Source organism: Streptomyces sp. SKN60, from assembly GCF_026236535.1.
Taxonomy (GTDB): domain Bacteria; phylum Actinomycetota; class Actinomycetes; order Streptomycetales; family Streptomycetaceae; genus Streptomyces.
Map to the genome: position 1 here is coordinate 245,313 of NZ_JAHTMW010000005.1, position 16,261 is coordinate 261,573.

The window sequence follows — 16,261 nt, forward strand, 5'->3', positions numbered from 1 at the left end:
CGTCCGCCCGGCTAGCCCGCCAGAGCCGCCATCCACAGGTAGACGACCGCGAACACCGCGCCCGTGCAGATCGCGAGGGCGGCGATCAGTGCGCAGCCGAGAATCCCGGTCGTCGTGGCGATCGCCGGCCAGGCGAAGCGGGTTACGCGGTCGGCGCGCCGGACGGCGTCCTCGCAGGCGCGGTCGTCGTACCGGTCGTCGCGATCGTTCACGGCTGCTCGCCGGTGCAGGCGTAAAAGTCGCAGCGGTAGACGTGGACGACTCCGGGGAGGTCGGCGATCTCGTCCCTCAGGTCGCTCTCGGTGCGGCCGTGAGTGAAGGTCTCCGGCATGTTCACGTCGACGACCAATTGCCCGGCACGCTCGTAGACCTGCACATCGGTGGCGCCGTAGTCCCACAGCCGTTCCGTGCTCTGGTTGAACTGCGGGTCGCGGGCGCGGTCCATGGAGTCCACGGTGGCGCGAAAGTAGGGCGGCGGTTCGTTCTCCGGGTCGACCTCGTTCATCTGATGGAAGCCCAGGACGAGGGCCGCCACGGCGACGAGGGGCGTGATCGCGGAGAACCAGGGCCCCGGCCGGCTGCCGCTGCCGGGTCCCACGAAGGCGGCGGTCACCAGGATCAGGGCGGCCGGTACGAACAGGAACATGCCGATCACGGCGCCCACCAACGCCCAGACCAGCAGGCCGAGCCCGGTGACGAGGCAGACCCGGGCGCAGATCTTCGGGCTCTCCGCCATCGGCAGCGGTATGAGGGCCACCAGCGCCGTGACCAGGAACAACCCGCCCAGGAGCGGCGCCGTCACCAGCCCCAGAAGGGCGGTGAGCCCCGCCACCACGACCCCCGCGACGACCCACCCCCGCTGCCGGGTGGACACGCTTCGACCTTCCTCCATCGCCCTTCCCCCTCACGATTGAACGCGTTCAAGTCATCTTGAACGCGTTCAAGGTAGCACTCGACGGGCCCGCGAGGACTGGACGTACGTGCTGACCGCGGGCGAGGGAGCGGTGGGCAGAGCACGACGCCGGGCGGCTGTTCGACCTCGTCCAGGAGATCTTCGAGGAGCGGGGCGTGAGCCTCGTCCTCCGGCGGTAGCCTGCCCGCGTGGCGGGGACCTGGGATGAGCAGCAACTGATCGCGGACGGCTTCGAGCGGGTGTACGCCGAGTCGGACTGGTACGACGGACCGCGCGCCGGCCTTGCCGACATCGGCGGGAGGCCGCACTACTTCCGGAGCGACGAGTACGACCACGCCGACGAGGCCGATGAATACCGGGTCTGGCCCGCGAGCGAGGCCGTGGTGGGGCTGGAACGCGAGCAATGGGCGATCTTCGCCAGGTGGAACGAACGCAGTGAGGCCGGTGAGGTCGGTCCGGAGAGTCATCCGGGCCACGGCGGGATCGACGCCCGTTACGACGAGCTGGAGCAGCTGCTTGCCCCGCATCGCCAGGCGCCGGACGACGCGCGGCGGCTGGTGGGCGAGTTGCGGTTCGTTGAGGGGGCCCGCTATCGGGTCGATGGGCTCGACTACTGGATCCGGTGGCGTTCGAGCAGGTAGCGGGACGCGGTCGGCGATAACTCCGGCGACGTCGGCGATCGCCACCGGGATACTGGGCGCCCATGGATGAGGTCGAGGTCGTCGTCGCCCACTCCGAACGCGCGACCCTGCGCGTCGGCGACGTGTTCCTGAAGGTGGACGCCGATCAGGGGCGTATCGACGTCGAGGTCGAGGCGATGTCCCGCGCGCCGGTCCCGACTCCGAAGGTCCTGTGGCGCAAGCCGCCCGTGCTCGCGATCGCCGCACTCCCGGGGGCGCCGCTCGGGCGCCTCGGCGGGGCGTCGACCGGACCGTCGAGCGGGTCGTCGGCGGCGTGGGCCGCGGCGGGCGCCGCCATCCGCACGCTGCACGAAGCGCCGCCGCCTCCCTGGCCGGGCCGGGCCGGCCGGAGCAGCGTCGCGCTGACGTCGGAACTCGACGCCGAGTGCGAGTTGCTCGTGACCAGGGGCCTCCTTCCGGCCGACCTGGTCACCCGTAACCGCAGGGTCGCCCAGGCCGCGCTCCGGCCGTGGAGTCCGGCGTTCACGCACGGCGACCTGCAGATCGCGCACGTCTTCGTCGAAGGCGACGAGGTGACGGGCATCATCGACTGGTCCGAGGCGGGCCAGGGCGATCCCCTGTACGACCTCGCCACCTTCACGCTCGGACACGAGGAGCGCCTCGACGACGTCCTCGCCGGCTACGGCCACGGCCACGGCCATGACGCCGACATCGACCTCGACCTCGACGTGATCCGCGCATGGTGGGCGTTGCGGAGCCTGCTGGCTGTTCGCTGGCTGATCGAGCACGGCTTCGACCCCTTCGCACCGGGCTGCGAGGTCGACGTGCTGAAGTCCCGGATGTGAGGCGCCCATTGCGGTCGGGCTTTCTCAGGCGGCCGGTGCCTCTGCCGGGCGGCAGTCGCGGCAATGGCCGGGGGCGGGGGAGCGGAAGGCGCGGTCGCAGGTTTCGCAGGTCTGGAAGGGGACAGGACGGGCCGAGGGCAGCGGGGCGGTGGGGAGGCGGGGTGGGAGGAGTGCGGTCAGGCGGTGGGTGAGGAGGCCGGCCGGGTGGGCGAGGTCGGCGGGGAGGTTCGCGGAGAGGGTGCGGCGGATGGCGTCGGGGCGGACGCCGCGGTCGAGCCAGGCCGTGACCCCGGGGGCCAGTCGCTCGATGTCGCGCTCGGAGAGCAGCAGCCGGGAGTTGTGGACGCGCAGGCCCGCGAGGAGTTCCGCGGCGGCGCGGTGGCGTTCCGCGAGCGGGATCGGGGGCGGCGGAGCCGGGCGTGGAGCCGGAGGTGCGGGCTTCTGTCGTACGGGCGGCGGGGACGGGGGCCGGGGCGGCGTCTTTCGTACGGGCTCCGGCTCAGCCCCCGGCCGGTTGTACGAGACCGTGCGGTGCACGAACCGCCCGTCCGGCAGTCGCTCCCTGAAGCGCTTCAGATAGCCCACGGCCTCCAGCTCCCGCATGGCGCGGGCGATGGACAGCTCGCTGTTCGGGCACTCGGCCGCGATCGCCTTGATTCCGACGGATGCCCCGGCGGGCAGCGACTCGAGGTAGAGCGCCAGTCCCCGCGCCTGCAGGGAGAGCTTGCGGTGCTGGGCGAGATCGTTGCCGACCACCACGTAGCGCGTGGTGAGACGGACTTTGACGTGAATGAGCCCGGAGGCGCGCGAGGGCGCGCTAGGGTGCGTGGGAGCCATCGGGAAGGGTTCGCTTCCTCGTTGGTCAGGCCCTCGATCGGGATGCCAGTCCCGGCCGGGGGCCGACGTATGTCTGGAGTTGTCGCGGCGAGCATATGCCAGGCAACCGGCAACAAATCCAGTCCAGTTGGCCCAAGTCACCCATGTGAGTGACGGTGGGCGACGGGGAGGCTGGAGGGGTTGGGTCAGGGATTTGCCCGGGATTAAAACCCTTACGTCGTGGGTCACCGCGACGCGGGCGTCCACGACGCGGTCGCCTACGACGGGGCGCCGCTTACGGCAGGGCCAGCTCCGCCCACACCGTCTTCCGCGGTACGGGCCCCAGCCGTACGCCCCACTCCCGCGCCAGCCCCTCGACGATCCGCAGCCCGCACCCGCCCGCCGCGACCGGTAGCCGGTCACCCCGCGTGTCGGTGATTTCGATACGGAGGGTGGCCTCGACCACGAACAGCGCGACCCGGAAGTCCCGGCCGGGCACGCGGCCGTGCGTCACGGCGTTCGCGGCGAGCTCGGCGACGATCTGGGCGGCGGGCTCGGCGAGGTGGTCAAGGCCCCAGGAACGCAGCTGCTCGACGGCGAGCAGACGGGCGAGACGGGCGCCGCGCGGGGTCGCGGAGAGCTGGATTCCGAATTGGCGTACGGACGCCACGAGTTGAGTGGGTTCCTGATTCATGTCACCCAGCGTGGCGGGATGTGCTTACGCTGCCCATCGAAATGCCGTTACGTACGGCCGCTGTCCGTTGGCTGTCCGGGCTTGTCCCGGGCTGTCCCGGCCGGGCGGCGCGGGGAGGTGGGTGCGCGTGCGTGCGAACGAGAGGAAGGGCACGGAGGTCCAGGGCCCGACCTGGGACCTGGACCCCGGTGACGAGTCGGGTGCGGCGATCGTCGCCATGGTGGGACGCCAGATCAGGCGGTGGCGGGAGGCGAAACGCCTGCGGGCGGTCGAGCTGGGGCGGCTGATCGGCTACGGCGAGGACATCGTCCGCAAGATCGAGCGAGGGGATCGCATCCCCCGCCCCGAGTTCCTGGACAAGGCGGACGAGGCGCTGGGCGCGAACGGCATCATCGCCGCCATGAAGCAGGACATCCTGGATGTCCGCTACCCGAGCGGTCCGAGGAGCCTGGCCAAGCTGGAGGCCCGTGCGGCCGAGTTCTGCGCGTACCAGACCTATTGTCTGCACGGCCTCCTGCAGACCGAGGACTACGCGCGAGCGATCATGCGGACCCACCGGCCCGTGTACCGGCCGGAGGTGCTGGAGCGGTACGTGGCGCACCGGGTGGGGCGGCAGTCCGTGTTCACACGGGCCCCGGCGCCGGAGTTCAGCTTCGTGCTGGAGGAGGTCACGCTGCGGCGACCCATCGGCGGGCCGGAAGCGATGAGACGTCAGCTGGAACACCTCGTGGAGGTGGGTGACATGCCCAACGTCGAGATCCAGGTGATGCCGACCGCGTACGCCGGACACCCCGGGCTGACGGGGGCGCTCTACCTGCTGAAGTTCCCGGACGGTACGGCGGCGGGAGACGCCGACGACTTCAGGGGCCGTCCGACGACCGACCCCAAAAGGATCAGGCTCCTGGAACTGAGGTACGGCATCATCCGCGCGCACGCGCTCACGCCCGAGGACTCCCGGGACCTCATCGAGCAGGTTCTGAAGGAGACGTGATCCAGGATCAGAAGAGGGACTGGGCCGGGTTCGTGGCCCACGCGTCGCGCGAGCATGGGTGAGCTCATCCTGATCCGGCACGGGCAGACCGAGTGGAGTCTCTCGGGGCAACACGCCGGCCGCACCGACGTGCCGCTGACCGCCGCCGGGGAGGCCGCCGCCAGGGCGCTGGCGCCGAGGTTGGCGTCGCGGCGGCCCGGGGAGGAGCTCCAGCAGGTGGCCGCGCGGGTGGACGCGGTCCTGGGCCGCGTCCGTACGCTCCTGCGCGCGGGCGAGGGAGACGTCGCCGTCGTCGCGCACGGGCATCTCACCCGCGTGCTCACCGTGCGCTGGCTCGGTCTGGACGCCGCCGAGAGCCGGATGTTCGGGCACCCGCACCCCGGCAGCCTCAGCTTCCTGGCCGAGGAGGACGGGCAGCCGTACATCTCCGCCTGGAACGTTCCGTAGCGCAAGGGGCCTGGTCCCCGGACCCGGATCTCGTGTCTCGTGTGACCTACGCTGCCCCGCGTGGACATAGACCTCGGCAACGGCATCGTCGGCGCGATCCTCGGCGTCGTCTTCGCGACGCTCTTCCAACAGTGGACCCAGGACCTGTGGTTCAGGATTCGGCGGCGGTCGGCCGGGGCGGTCCGGAGCTTCACGTACCGGCGGGCGCAGAGCGGCGGGGGCGGGCCGGTGGCGTGGTCGACGTTCGCGATCGGGCCGCTGCACACCTCCGCGCTGCTGGTCGAGGGGGACGGGGACCAGGCCATCGCGCCCGAGTCCGTACACGTCCAGGTGCTGGAGGGCGAGGTGCGGCTGCCGGAGGGGATGGCGCCGTGGCGGGACGAGATCGAGGCGGAGGAGCGGCGGGTCGCCGAGGCGGGGGAGCGGGCGCCGGTGTGGAACGGGCCGCGGTACGCCGTCGAGTCCGTCGAGGTGTCCCGTACCGCGCTCGACGAACGGCCCGAGGTGCACCTGCGGCTGCGGCCCACCGACTACTTCACCTTCCTCGCCGCCCAGCAGCTCGACCGCCGCCTGCCCGACGGCACCACCCCGCGCGGCCGCTACCTCGACCCGGCCGACCCCCTCACCGCGCCCGACTTCCTCCAGTGCAGCTTCGGCGCGAACATCGCCGTCGTCACCGCCGACCACCTCCTCGTGGTCACCCGCCGCAGCAACCGGGTACGGGTCGGCTCCGGGGTCTGGAACTCCTCCGTCAACGAGGGCCTGGCCCGCCACATCGACTCCGCCGGCCGCAACGCGCCCGACCTGCACGCCGTCGCCCGGCGCGGCATGCGGGAGGAGCTGTCGCTCGAACCTCACGAGTACACACTGGAGTTGCTCGCCTTCGCCCTCGACGTCGAGCGGCGCCAGTGGTGCGCCCACTTCTACGCCCGCCTGAAGGACCTGACCGGCGACGGGCTGCGCGAGCGGATGAGCCGCGGCGTCGCGGACCGCTGGGAGCACCAGCACATCGCGTACGTGCCCTTCCGCACGGCCGACGTCACCCGCTTCATGCTCGCCCCCGAACGCCTCCACCACTGGGCGCCGGTCGCCCCGTCCCTCTTCCACCTCGCGCTCGTCCACGTCCACGGGCGTGCGTCGGTCGAACGGGCCGAGGCGCAGGTCGTCCGGAGGCTGTGACGCCGCCCGAGCGTGCGAGCTACGCGTCCGAATACCGCCAGCGGGCGGGCCGGCGGCAGCACGACCCTGGTGCCATGACCACCACCACGTACACCGCACTCGCCATCCCCTCCGCCGCCCTCGCCGAGCTCCGCTCCGTCGACGACGCCGGGCGCGCCTGCCGGGCCTTCACGGCCGACGGCGACGCCGCCGGGAGTCCGCTGCGCTGCTGTCTGCGCGCCGCGCGGGCCGGGGAGCGGATCGCGCTCGTGTCGTACGCGCCGCTGCGGCGGTGGGCGGCCGGGAGCGGGGCCGAGCCCGGGGCGTACGACGAGCAGGGGCCCGTGTTCATCCACGCCGAGGAGTGCGGCGGGCCGGACCCGGCGCCCCGGGCGTACCCCTTCGGCCGGCCCGGCGCGCTGCGGACCCTGCGGCGGTACGACGCCGGCGGGCGGATCGTCGGAGGGCGGCTGTTCGAGATCCCGGAGGCGGCCACCGAGGGGTTCGACCGGGCGTTCGCGGAGGCGTTCGCCGATCCGGCGGTGGCGCTCGTGCACGTACGGGCCGTGGAGTACGGCTGCTTCCACTTCGAGGTGCGGCGAGCGGCGTCGTAGCGAGCGCCTAGGGTCGACCGCATGGTCGATTCCTTCAGTTCCTTCAGTTCCTTCAGTGACGCGTTTCTGTTCGAGGCCGAGCGCCATGCCGCCTGGGGCGCCGCCCAGTTGGAGGCCCTGATGGGCTTCGTTCCCGAGGGGGAGTGGTCGGCCGACCTGGAGACCTGCCGCTACCAGCAGGGCGGGGTCGAGCTGCGGGTCGGCGTCCTCGGGACGTACGACATGAACGACCGGTCCTGGATGTGGGGTTGGGCCAACCCCGGGCTTCGCGGCCGGGAGGTGGCCGCGCTCGCCGGAGCGGTCGAGCGGTACGGGCGGGCGCACGGCATCCCCGAACTCACCGCGGAGGTCCTCGACCTGAGCGGCTTCGAGGACCCGCGGCGGGCCGCCGAGACGCTGGCCTTCACCGGGATGGGCGTCGCCGAGGCGCCCGGCTACATCGGCGCGCCCGCCGGCCCCACCACCCAGGTCTACTTCCTGCCCGACGACCCCCAGGTCCCGCGCCCCGCCCTCGACCCGGTCACCCTGCCGCGCGTCCTGCTCACCGGCGCCGGCCTGATCGGCCGCTCGGCCCGCCATGTCGTCGAGGGCTACCTCGACCACCACGCCACCCCGTACCGCGCCGAGCCCGCCCGTATCGTCGCGGACCTCCCGGGCGGCGCCGGCACGGCCGACATCACCTTCGACTCCCTCGGCCGGATCGCGGGCGTGGAGATGAAGGTCCTGCCGAAGGCCGGCCGATGACGACCTTCTTCCTGATGGTCGGCCTGCCCGGGGCCGGAAAGACCACCCGGGCGCGCCGACTCGCCGACGAGCGGGGCGCGTTGCGCCTGACGCCCGACGAATGGATGCTGCCCCTGTTCGGCGCGGCGGAGGACGACGGTAAGCGCGACGTGCTGGAGGGGCGCATGCTCTGGCTCGCCCTGGAGGCGGTGAGGCTGGGCACCGACGTCGTGGTCGACTTCGGCTGCTGGTCCCGGGACGAACGCTCCGCGATCCGGTGGCTCGCGGAGGCCGAGGGCGCGGCCTTCCGCATGATCTACCTGCCGGTCGATCCCGCGACCCAGCGCGCCCGGATCGCCCACCGCTGGGCGAGCGACCCCGAGGGCACCTTCCCGATGACCGAGGACGACATCCTGCAGGGGTGGGCGTACTTCCAGGAGCCCGACGCGGCGGAGGTGGAGGGGCGTGGGAGCGTGGGACCGCCGCCCGCCGGCTGGGCCGGGTGGCGGGAGTGGGCCGCCGAGCGGTGGCCGTCGTTCGAGTGACGGACCGGGGCGGACCCGGGCGGACCGGGGCCGGGACAGGACGGGGACGGTCAGGGCCGGGCCGGTCCGCGAGTCCGCGCCCCGCGTCCCGGCTCCGCCGCACCCGTCTCACTGCACGCAGAACTCGTTGCCCTCCGGGTCCTCCATCACCGTCCAGGAACCGCCCTGCTCCGCGACCTCCCGCAGCACCTTCGCGCCCAGGCCGGTGAGCCGGGCGACCTCCGCGTCGCGCGTGCCCTTCGGGGGGTGGAGGTCGAGGTGGAGGCGGTTCTTGACGGTCTTCGGCTCGGGCACGCGCTGGAAGAGGATGCGGTGACCGAGTCCGGTGTCGGTGTCCGGGTCGAAGGGGTCGTCCGGGTGCCGTACGGCCGCGAGGTCGCGCCAGGCGAGCCGGCCCCGGACGGTGAGCGTGGCCTCGGCGGGGGCCGCGCCCGCGTCGAGGAGCCGGGTGATGAGGGGGCTGTGGTCCTCCTCGTGGTAGGCGAGGGCGGCGGCCCAGAACGCGGCCTGGGCGTGCGGGTCCGCCGCGTCGATGACGAGCTTCCAGTGGAGTGCGGTCATCGTCCCTTTATACGGGCGGGCTCTGACAGCGCCCGTGAAGCCGGCTCGGCCGGTCTGCGACGAAGGTCACGGCCGGAATCCGCCCCCGCGCGCGTAATGTAAAGGAATGAACGATTCGCCCGACTGCCCCCTGGTCGGTGTCGCCGCTACGTACATGCCCCGGCTCTCGGAGTTCGGCTTCGAGCCGGGGCTGGTGGCCGCCGTCGATCAGCACGCGGCGGCCGTGTGCGACGCCCTGATCCCCGCCCAGCGCGGCCCCCGCCCGCGCACCGTGCGCCGCGAGGAACTCGCCGACTACGTCCTCGGGTTCACCGACTGGCTGACCGAGGTCGACTGGACCGAACCGGTCGGCCACGACTTCGCCACCCTGCGGCTGACCGCCGTCTGCTGGCTGATCCGCGAGCACGACCTGCTGGCGGCGTAGCCGCCGGGCCGGCCGGGGCCGGCGGATGCGGGGTCCGGGGGCTGATTGCCGCCCGGCGGCCGATTGCCGTCCCGGCCGTCCGGCCAGACGGTGGCCGCCCGGGGCCGACCGGTCCCGGTCCGGGGCCGGTGGGTCCGCAGCCGGACCGCTGTACGGCTGCGGCCTGACCCATCAGCCCTCGGCCCGGCCGGCCTCCGGTCTGGCCGACCAGTCCGTCGGCCCCGACCAGTCCGTCGGCCCCGGCCCGTACCCCGCCCAGCCCTCACCGCATCTGCGGCGGCTCCTCGCCACCCTCCCGGTGCATCCCCTGCCGCTCCTGCGCGGAGGGAAGGCCGCGCTGGGCGTCCTCGCGGCCCTGCTGGTAGGCCGAGATCTGGTCCTTGGCGCGAGCGGTCTCCGTCTCGGCGGTCGAGAGCCAGCGCTCCCAGCGGGAGCGCATCGGGGTGATCATGCCGCCGCCGACACCGACGATCACGACGCCCGCGATGGTCGCGAGCACGGCGGTGAGCAGCGGGCCGGTGATCGCGGTGGCGATGCCGGCCTGGCCGAGCGCGGCGATCACGCCGAGCGCCACGATGAAGGCCCAGATCGCCGTGGCGACGACCTTGCCGTACGACATCTGGGCGAGCGCCCCGCCCACGATGTCGCGGACGGCGCGGGCGATGGCCATCGCCACGACCACGATGACGCAGGCGACGATCGCCCGGGGCAGCCAGGCCACGATGCCGTTGATCATGACGCTGACCGGGTTGGGGCCGAAGACCCCGAAGGCCAGCTGCAGGGCGATCAGCAGGATCGCGTAGTAGAGGATCTTGACGATGATGCCGGTGGCGTCGTACTTCGAGCCCTTCAGCGTGTTCGCGACACCGCTGCGTTCGGCCATCCGCTCGAAGCCGACGCGGCGCAGCAGACGGTCCGCGACGCGGGCGATGAGCTTCGCGACGAACCAGCCGATGAGCAGGATCGCGAGGAAGCCGATGAACTTCGGGATGAACTCGGCGATCGCCGACCAGGCGTCCGTGAATCCTTGGCCGAAGTCCACCGAGAGGGCGAGGGGGAGGGGGTGCGTCATGGCACGGTCTCTCTTCGGAGAGGCGACGGGCCCGCCCGGGGGCGCGCCCCTTGACTCCCGACGTAACACCGCCGCCGCCGCCCTCGCGCGCGGTCAGCGGCCGGGCTGCGCCGATGGGGTGGAAAGCGCCTCCGGAGAGGCCTCCACGGTTGCTGCGACCTCCGCCTGTGCGGCGGCCTGAGCGGCCTCCGCCTTCGCCGCCTCCACCACCGCCCGGCTGCGGCGCGCCGTGCGCAGGGCGTCCCAGCTGAGGATCGTCAGGGCCAGCCACACCAGCGAGAAGCCCGCCCAGCGCTCCGCCGGCATCGCCTCGTGGAAGTAGGCGACGCCGAGCAGGAACTGGAAGACCGGTGCCAGGTACTGGAGCAGGCCGAGCGTGGAGAGCGGGACGCGGATCGCGGCGGCGCCGAAGCAGATCAGCGGGATCGCGGTCACCAGGCCGGTCGCGGCGAGCAGCGTCGCGTGCCCGGCGCCGTGCGCGCCGAAGGCCAGGGAGCCGGAGTTGCCCAGCCACAGCAGATAGCCGAGCGCGGGCAGGAACTGCACGGCGGTCTCGGCGGCGAGCGATTCCAGGCCGCCGATGTTCACCTGCTTCTTCACCAGGCCGTACAGCGCGAAGGAGAAGGCGAGGACGAGCGACACCCACGGCGGGCGCCCGGCGCCGACCGCGAGGACGACCACGGCCGCGAAGCCGACCCCGACCGCCACCCACTGCGCCCGGCGCAGCCGCTCCTTCAGGACGAGGACGCCGAGGGCGATGGTGACGAGCGGGTTGATGAAGTAGCCGAGGGAGGCCTCGACGACCCGGCCGTCGTTGACGGCCCAGATGTAGACGCCCCAGTTGACGCTGATCACGGTCGCGGCGACGGTGATCAGGGCGAGCTTGCGCGGGCTGCGCACCAGCTCGCGTATCCAGCCCCAGCGGCGGAGCGCGAGCAGCGCGAGGCCGACGACCGCGAGCGACCAGACCATCCGGTGGGCCAGGATCTCGACCGCGCCGGCCGGCTTGACCAGCGGCCAGAAGAGCGGGACCAGTCCCCACATGCCGTAGGCGCCGATCCCGTAGAGCAGTCCCGCTCGTGCCTCGTTCTTCTTCGTCTCCACCAGACCTCCTGCCCCGCGCCACGCTGTCCTGTCGAAGGTAGCGCCGCGCAGGGCCGGCTGTCATGTCCGTATCGCCATACGGTCCTTACGGATCATGGAGGGGGCTGTGCGGTCGGTTACGAGGCCGCCAGCGCCGCCTTGATCGTCTCGGCGATCGGCGTGGTCGGGCGGCCGATGAGGCGGGACAGGTCGTTCCCGCGGGCGGCGAGGGCGCCGCGCGCGACGGCCGCGTCGACGTCGACCAGGATCTCGGCGAAGGGCTGCGGCAGGCCGGCGCCGAGCAGGATCTCCAGGTGGGCCGCGGCGGGCACGTCGGAGTGGACGATCGCCTTGCCGGAGTGCCGGGCGACCTCGGCCGCGTACTCGGCGAAGGACCACGACACGTCGCCGCTCAGCTCGTACGCCCGGCCGAGGTGCTCGTCGAGCGGGCCGGTGAGTACGGCGGCGGCCGCGGCGGCGTAGTCGGCGCGGGTGGCGGAGGCGACCCGGCCCTCGCCCGCGTTGGCGACGACGGCGCCGTGGGCGAGCACGGGCGCGAGGTTCTCGGTGTAGTTCTCCGTGTACCAGCCGTTGCGCAGGAAGGTGTACGGCAGGCCGGAGTCGAGGACCGCCTGCTCGGTCGCCTTGTGCTCGTCGGCGAGCCGGAAGTCGGCGTCCGGGCCGCCGAGGACGCCGGTGTACGCGAGCTGGGCGACGCCGGCGGCCTTGGCGGCGCTGATCACGGCGGTGTGCTGCGGCACCCGCTGCCCGACCTCGCTGCCGGAGATCAGCAGCACCCGGTCCCCGGCGGCGAAGGCCCCGGCCAGCGTCTCGGGCCGGGAGTAGTCGGCGATCCGCAGCTCGACCCCGCGCTCGGCCAGGTCGGCGGCCTTCGCCTTGTCGCGGACGACGGCCACGACGTTCCCGGCGGGCTCGGTGGCGAGGAGGGCGTCGATGACGAGGCGGCCGAGCTTTCCGGTGGCTCCGGTGACGACGATGCTCATGGGTCTCTTCCTTCACTCCGGCGTTGGTTACCCACTCACCGTAGGACGGGCGCTAACCTTTCGTAAGTACCCACTTTGAAGTAAGGTACTGGTATGCCGGTAAGTGGACCCAGTGAGAAGAAGCCCGACATCAACGACGCGATGTGCCCCTCGCGCCTCGTCCTGGAGCACGTCACCAGCCGCTGGGGCGTCCTGATCCTGATCGCCCTGCTCGACCGCTCCTACCGCTTCAGCGAACTGCGCCGGAAGATCGGCGGCGTCAGCGAGAAGATGCTCACCCAGACCCTCCAGACCCTGGAGCGCGACGGCTTCGTGCACCGCGCCGCCCAGCCGGTCATCCCGCCCCGCGTCGACTACAGCCTCACCGAACTCGGCCGCGAGGCCGCCGAGCAGGTCGGCGCGCTGGCCCGGTGGACCGAGCGCCGGATGGGCGAGGTCGGGGAGGCCCGGGAGCGTTACGACGCGATCCGCTCCGCGTCCCAATGATGTTGTGACCAGGGCCGGTTGGGGCTCCCTGTCGTACGATCTGCTCACCATTCGGGGAGTCTGTGACCGTGCGTGGGGGAATCGTGGTGGATGCGAGGGGAAGACTGCTGCGCGCTTGCGGGGCGGCAGCGGTGGGCGGGGTCTTACTGCTGGCCGGCTGCGCGGCCGACGAGGACCGCGACGACAAGGGCGGGAAGAACGGCAGCGGCGGCAGTGGCGGTACGAGCGCGAGCGCGTCGCCGACATCGGCCACGCCAGCCACTTCGGCCACGCCAGCCACGTCAGCGCCTTCGGCCGCGAGCCCGACCGCGCAACCCACCCCTACCGCCCTCGACTTCACCCCGGACCCCAAGCGCGTCCCGAAGAACGCCGCCGAGGGCCGGCGCCTGGCGCTGGCCATCGTCGCCGGGCCCGAATCCTGGGGCCCCGACTTCGTCAAGCGCAGCCCCCACCTCAGCGCCCCCGGCTCCTGGCCGGTCCTCGACGCGAACTGCGCGTGGGAGACCGGCCCCCTGCCACCCTCCGTCCTGGCCAGCGTCACCGCGCACAGCGAGATTCCGGCCGCCGGAGGCAAGGGCCCGCTGCGGGTCGCCGCCACCGTCACCGTGCACCGCACCGAGTCCGACGCCGACTGGGAGATGGCCGAGACCCTGGAGGAGGCGCTGCGCTGCCCGGACCAGCAGCTGCGCCAGGGCGAACGCGTCACCGGTCTCGGATCCCTCGGCCTGCCCTACGGCGTCGGCGGCAACGCCCATGCGAGCGACTCCCTCAACGAGAGCGGCTTCTACGTCAACGACGCCTTCAAGGGGCGGCAGGGCTACAGCTGGTACCAGGTCCGCATCGGCCAAGTCACCATGGCCACCGTCGTCAAGGGCGCACCCGGCCACACCGAGGACCTCGTCACCGTCCTGACCCAGGCCCAGGTCACCATGGAGGAGCGCGTCAAGAAGCAGATGGGAGCCACGTCGTGACCCCGACCCCCGGGCAGGCCTCCGACGCGACCCCCGATCCGGACGCGCTCCAGCCCCTGCTCCCCGCCGACCCCTCCGCCCTCGCCGGCTACCGGCTCCTCGGCCGCCTCGGCGCCGGCGGCATGGGCGTCGTCTACCTCGGCCGCACCGACACCGGCGCGCTCGCCGCCGTCAAGGTCACCCACGCCGACCAGGCCGACCAGGCCGACTTCCGGGCCCGCTTCCGCCGCGAGGTCGAGGCCGCCCGCCGGGTCGTCAGCCCCTGGGCCGTGCCCGTGACCGGCGCCGACCCCGACGCCCCCGAGCCGTGGATGGCGACCGCCTTCGTGCCGGGACCGTCCCTCGGCGAGGCGGTCCGCGCGCACGGGCCGCTGCCCGAGCGGAGCGCACGGATCCTCGGAGGCGCCGTCGCCCGCGCACTGGCCGCCGTCCACGCCGCCGGGCTCGTGCACCGCGACGTCAAGCCGGGAAACGTGCTGCTCGCCGTCGACGGCCCCCGGCTCATCGACTTCGGCATCGCCCGCGCCACCGGCGAGACCGGGCTGACCTCCACCGACATGGTCGTCGGCACACCCGGCTTCCTCGCTCCCGAGCAGGCCGAGGCCCGCGCCGCCGACATCGGGCCCGCCGCCGACGTCTTCGCCCTCGGCTGCCTGCTCGCCTTCGCGGCCACCGGACGGCCGCCCTTCGGCAGCGGCGCCCTGGACGCCCTGCTGTACCGGACCGTCCACGACGAACCCGACCTCGCGGGCGTACCGGAGGGGCTGCTCGACCTCGTACGGCAGTGCCTCGCCAAGGAACCGTCCGCGCGCCCCACCGCCGAGGAGATCGCCGGCCGGCTCACGGAGGACACCCCGGGCGCGCCCGCCGACTGGCTGCCCGCGCCCGTCGTCGCCACCATCGCCGCCCGCTCGGCGGCCATGCTGGCGCTCCCCGACATCGACCCGACGGCGCCCGGCACGGACCCGGCGGGCCCGGCCGCCCCGGCCCCGTCCCGGCGCGGCTTCCTCCTGCTCGGCGCCAGTGCGGCCGCGGTGCTCGCGGCGGGCGGCGGAGCGTACGCCCTGCTCAGGCAGCGCGAAGACACCGACGGGAAGAATCCCGCACCGACGACCCGCACCACCTGGTCCATCGGCGTCCTCGCCGACCTCTCCGGTCCCGCCCGGGAGATCGGCCGGGCCCAGGAGCGCGGCGCCCGGCTCGCCGTCGAGCGGTTCAACGCCGTGCACAAGGGCAAGCCCTTCACCCTCGAACTCAAGGTCTCCGACGACCGCGGCGACCGCGCCGGCGCCTTCGCCGCCGCCCGCCGGCTCACCTCCGACCCCTCCGTGCTCGCCGTCCTCGGCCCCACCTCCGACGACACCGGCATCGCCGCGCTCCCCGCCTTCGAGGAGGCCGGGGTGCCGCTCCTCACCACCTCGGCGGGCTACCACCTCCTCACCCTGCGCGCTGGGAGCGGCCCACAGAACACGACCGTGCTGCGTGCCATCCCGAGCCACTTCATGGCGGGCACCTTCCTCGCCTGGTCCACCACGCTGCTGCCGCAGGTCCGCCACCCGGGAGTCCTCCAGGAACGCACCGACGACAACTACAGCTGGCAGTACGTCAGCGGCGCCCGCTACGGCTTCCGGCAGGCCGGTCTCAAGCCGCACTTCCGGGTGGTTCCCGGCCGGGCCACCGACTACCGCCGGATCATCGGCGAGATGATCGACGCCGGCATCGACACGTACATCCACTGCGGCGTCCGTTCCACGGCCGTGCTCGCCGCCCGCGCCCTGAACGAACTCGGCTTCACCGGGCCGCGGTTCACCGGCCAGCACGTCTTCGGGCCGCAGTTCCTGAAGGAGGCCGGGAGCGCCGCCGAGGGCTGGTTCGTCTGCGCGCCCGTCATCGACCCCGTCCAGCGGGCCGCCGACCCGAAGCAGAAGGCCGCCGACCGCAAGCTCACTCAGGACTTCCTCGACGCCCACCGCAAGCGATACGGCACCACTCCGGCCTTCTACACCGGCGAGTCCTTCGACGTGGTCAACCTGGTCACGACCTGGCTCGCCACGAGCGCCGGCAAGGGCCCGCTCACCCGCAAGGGCCTGTGGCAGGCCCTGCGGACGCAGAAGTACACGGGAGCGATGGGCGGTTACTCGTTCGACAAGGACGCCGACCTGGCCGGCGTGGGCACCTTCCTCTACGGCGTGCAGAAGGGGGCCTACAAGTACCTCGGCCCCGCGCCCGGCGGGCCCGCCAACACCAAGTCCGCGACCTCCAAGAAGAGCTGA

General features: G+C 72.9%; 20 protein-coding genes. 12 read left to right on the forward strand and 8 right to left on the reverse strand.

The features are described from left to right. Window positions 1-11: 11 nt before the first annotated feature. Together KV205_RS10845 and KV205_RS10850 are read right to left on the reverse strand one after the other, a co-directional pair. Window positions 12-212: a hypothetical protein gene (locus KV205_RS10845; RefSeq protein WP_265863934.1), complete on the reverse strand. Its 201-nt coding sequence runs from the start codon at window positions 210-212 to the stop codon at window positions 12-14. Then, complete coding sequence (locus tag KV205_RS10850; protein ID WP_265863935.1) at window positions 209-874, reverse strand: hypothetical protein; 666 nt, start codon at window positions 872-874, stop codon at window positions 209-211. Before KV205_RS10850 ends, KV205_RS10845 begins: the two co-directional genes overlap by 4 nt. A 227-nt stretch (window positions 875-1,101) precedes the next feature. Between KV205_RS10850 and KV205_RS10855 the strand changes: the two genes are divergently transcribed. Both KV205_RS10855 and KV205_RS10860 read left to right on the forward strand, forming a co-directional pair. Then, complete coding sequence (locus KV205_RS10855) at window positions 1,102-1,554, forward strand: hypothetical protein (protein WP_265863936.1); 453 nt, start codon at window positions 1,102-1,104, stop codon at window positions 1,552-1,554. Window positions 1,555-1,616: 62 nt separating this feature from the next. Continuing rightward, window positions 1,617-2,399, forward strand: coding sequence for a phosphotransferase family protein (locus KV205_RS10860; RefSeq protein WP_265863937.1), 783 nt, complete (start codon window positions 1,617-1,619; stop codon window positions 2,397-2,399). A 24-nt stretch (window positions 2,400-2,423) separates the two neighbouring features. Here the strand turns inward: KV205_RS10860 and KV205_RS10865 are convergent, their stop codons facing one another. Beyond that, a complete protein-coding gene (locus KV205_RS10865) occupies window positions 2,424-3,158 on the reverse strand; it encodes a helix-turn-helix domain-containing protein (RefSeq protein ID WP_308404076.1) in 735 nt (244 codons plus the stop codon). A gap of 352 nt (window positions 3,159-3,510) precedes the next feature. Then, on the reverse strand, window positions 3,511-3,909 hold the full coding sequence (locus KV205_RS10870; RefSeq protein WP_265863939.1) for an ATP-binding protein: 399 nt from the start codon (window positions 3,907-3,909) through the stop codon (window positions 3,511-3,513). Between the two features lie 127 nt (window positions 3,910-4,036). Here KV205_RS10870 and KV205_RS10875 point away from each other — a divergent pair, with 127 nt between their 5' ends. From KV205_RS10875 to KV205_RS10900, 6 genes are all read left to right on the forward strand, one after another. Beyond that, on the forward strand, window positions 4,037-4,900 hold the full coding sequence (locus tag KV205_RS10875; protein ID WP_265863940.1) for a helix-turn-helix transcriptional regulator: 864 nt from the start codon (window positions 4,037-4,039) through the stop codon (window positions 4,898-4,900). 54 nt (window positions 4,901-4,954) lie between these two features. Next, window positions 4,955-5,347, forward strand: coding sequence for a histidine phosphatase family protein (locus KV205_RS10880; protein ID WP_265863941.1), 393 nt, complete (start codon window positions 4,955-4,957; stop codon window positions 5,345-5,347). A gap of 60 nt (window positions 5,348-5,407) precedes the next feature. Further along, complete coding sequence (locus KV205_RS10885; RefSeq protein ID WP_265863942.1) at window positions 5,408-6,526, forward strand: hypothetical protein; 1,119 nt, start codon at window positions 5,408-5,410, stop codon at window positions 6,524-6,526. Window positions 6,527-6,600: 74 nt separating this feature from the next. Then, window positions 6,601-7,119 (forward strand): DUF1203 domain-containing protein, encoded by a 519-nt coding sequence (locus tag KV205_RS10890; protein ID WP_265863943.1) that lies wholly within the window; start codon window positions 6,601-6,603, stop codon window positions 7,117-7,119. 21 nt (window positions 7,120-7,140) lie between these two features. Next, entirely contained in the window at window positions 7,141-7,863 is a 723-nt protein-coding gene (locus tag KV205_RS10895; protein WP_265863944.1) for a DUF6882 domain-containing protein, read from the forward strand. Then, on the forward strand, window positions 7,860-8,387 hold the full coding sequence (locus KV205_RS10900) for an ATP-binding protein (RefSeq protein ID WP_265863945.1): 528 nt from the start codon (window positions 7,860-7,862) through the stop codon (window positions 8,385-8,387). Before KV205_RS10895 ends, KV205_RS10900 begins: the two co-directional genes overlap by 4 nt. A 108-nt stretch (window positions 8,388-8,495) precedes the next feature. Here KV205_RS10900 and KV205_RS10905 read toward each other — a convergent pair whose 3' ends face one another. After that, window positions 8,496-8,948, reverse strand: a complete 453-nt coding sequence (locus KV205_RS10905) for a VOC family protein (protein WP_265863946.1) — start codon at window positions 8,946-8,948, stop codon at window positions 8,496-8,498. 106 nt (window positions 8,949-9,054) lie between these two features. On the opposite strand from KV205_RS10905, the gene KV205_RS10910 reads away from it, so the two are divergent. Further along, window positions 9,055-9,372 (forward strand): DUF6401 family natural product biosynthesis protein, encoded by a 318-nt coding sequence (locus tag KV205_RS10910; RefSeq protein ID WP_265863947.1) that lies wholly within the window; start codon window positions 9,055-9,057, stop codon window positions 9,370-9,372. Between the two features lie 262 nt (window positions 9,373-9,634). On the opposite strand, the gene KV205_RS10915 is transcribed toward KV205_RS10910, so the two are convergent. The 3 genes from KV205_RS10915 to KV205_RS10925 all read right to left on the reverse strand — a co-directional run bounded on the left by KV205_RS10915 (window position 9,635) and on the right by KV205_RS10925 (window position 12,531). Continuing rightward, the gene (locus KV205_RS10915) at window positions 9,635-10,444 is read right to left on the reverse strand and encodes a hypothetical protein (RefSeq protein ID WP_265863948.1); all 810 of its coding nucleotides are present in this window, start codon (window positions 10,442-10,444) and stop codon (window positions 9,635-9,637) included. 93 nt (window positions 10,445-10,537) lie between these two features. After that, a complete protein-coding gene (rarD, locus tag KV205_RS10920) occupies window positions 10,538-11,488 on the reverse strand; it encodes an EamA family transporter RarD (protein WP_374214661.1) in 951 nt (316 codons plus the stop codon). A 176-nt stretch (window positions 11,489-11,664) separates the two neighbouring features. Beyond that, entirely contained in the window at window positions 11,665-12,531 is an 867-nt protein-coding gene (locus KV205_RS10925; protein ID WP_265863950.1) for an NAD(P)H-binding protein, read from the reverse strand. 93 nt (window positions 12,532-12,624) lie between these two features. Between KV205_RS10925 and KV205_RS10930 the strand changes: the two genes are divergently transcribed. The 3 genes from KV205_RS10930 to KV205_RS10940 all read left to right on the forward strand — a co-directional run bounded on the left by KV205_RS10930 (window position 12,625) and on the right by KV205_RS10940 (window position 16,261). Next, window positions 12,625-13,017 (forward strand): helix-turn-helix domain-containing protein, encoded by a 393-nt coding sequence (locus tag KV205_RS10930; protein WP_265863951.1) that lies wholly within the window; start codon window positions 12,625-12,627, stop codon window positions 13,015-13,017. A gap of 131 nt (window positions 13,018-13,148) precedes the next feature. Beyond that, the gene (locus KV205_RS10935) at window positions 13,149-13,988 is read left to right on the forward strand and encodes a hypothetical protein (protein WP_265863952.1); all 840 of its coding nucleotides are present in this window, start codon (window positions 13,149-13,151) and stop codon (window positions 13,986-13,988) included. Continuing rightward, the gene (locus KV205_RS10940) at window positions 13,985-16,261 is read left to right on the forward strand and encodes a bifunctional serine/threonine-protein kinase/ABC transporter substrate-binding protein (RefSeq protein WP_265863953.1); all 2,277 of its coding nucleotides are present in this window, start codon (window positions 13,985-13,987) and stop codon (window positions 16,259-16,261) included. The genes KV205_RS10935 and KV205_RS10940 overlap by 4 nt, the downstream gene beginning before the upstream one ends.

Coding starts and splice junctions, on each gene's coding strand:
- KV205_RS10860 (WP_265863937.1), top strand. CDS start 1,617: ATGGATGAGGTCGAGGTCGTCGTCGCCCACTCCGAACGCGCGACCCTG.
- KV205_RS10870 (WP_265863939.1), bottom strand. CDS start 3,909: ATGAATCAGGAACCCACTCAACTCGTGGCGTCCGTACGCCAATTCGGA.
- KV205_RS10880 (WP_265863941.1), top strand. CDS start 4,955: ATGGGTGAGCTCATCCTGATCCGGCACGGGCAGACCGAGTGGAGTCTC.
- KV205_RS10890 (WP_265863943.1), top strand. CDS start 6,601: ATGACCACCACCACGTACACCGCACTCGCCATCCCCTCCGCCGCCCTC.
- KV205_RS10895 (WP_265863944.1), top strand. CDS start 7,141: ATGGTCGATTCCTTCAGTTCCTTCAGTTCCTTCAGTGACGCGTTTCTG.
- KV205_RS10900 (WP_265863945.1), top strand. CDS start 7,860: ATGACGACCTTCTTCCTGATGGTCGGCCTGCCCGGGGCCGGAAAGACC.
- KV205_RS10905 (WP_265863946.1), bottom strand. CDS start 8,948: ATGACCGCACTCCACTGGAAGCTCGTCATCGACGCGGCGGACCCGCAC.
- KV205_RS10910 (WP_265863947.1), top strand. CDS start 9,055: ATGAACGATTCGCCCGACTGCCCCCTGGTCGGTGTCGCCGCTACGTAC.
- KV205_RS10915 (WP_265863948.1), bottom strand. CDS start 10,444: ATGACGCACCCCCTCCCCCTCGCCCTCTCGGTGGACTTCGGCCAAGGA.
- rarD (WP_374214661.1), bottom strand. CDS start 11,488: ATGTGGGGACTGGTCCCGCTCTTCTGGCCGCTGGTCAAGCCGGCCGGC.
- KV205_RS10925 (WP_265863950.1), bottom strand. CDS start 12,531: ATGAGCATCGTCGTCACCGGAGCCACCGGAAAGCTCGGCCGCCTCGTC.
- KV205_RS10930 (WP_265863951.1), top strand. CDS start 12,625: ATGCCGGTAAGTGGACCCAGTGAGAAGAAGCCCGACATCAACGACGCG.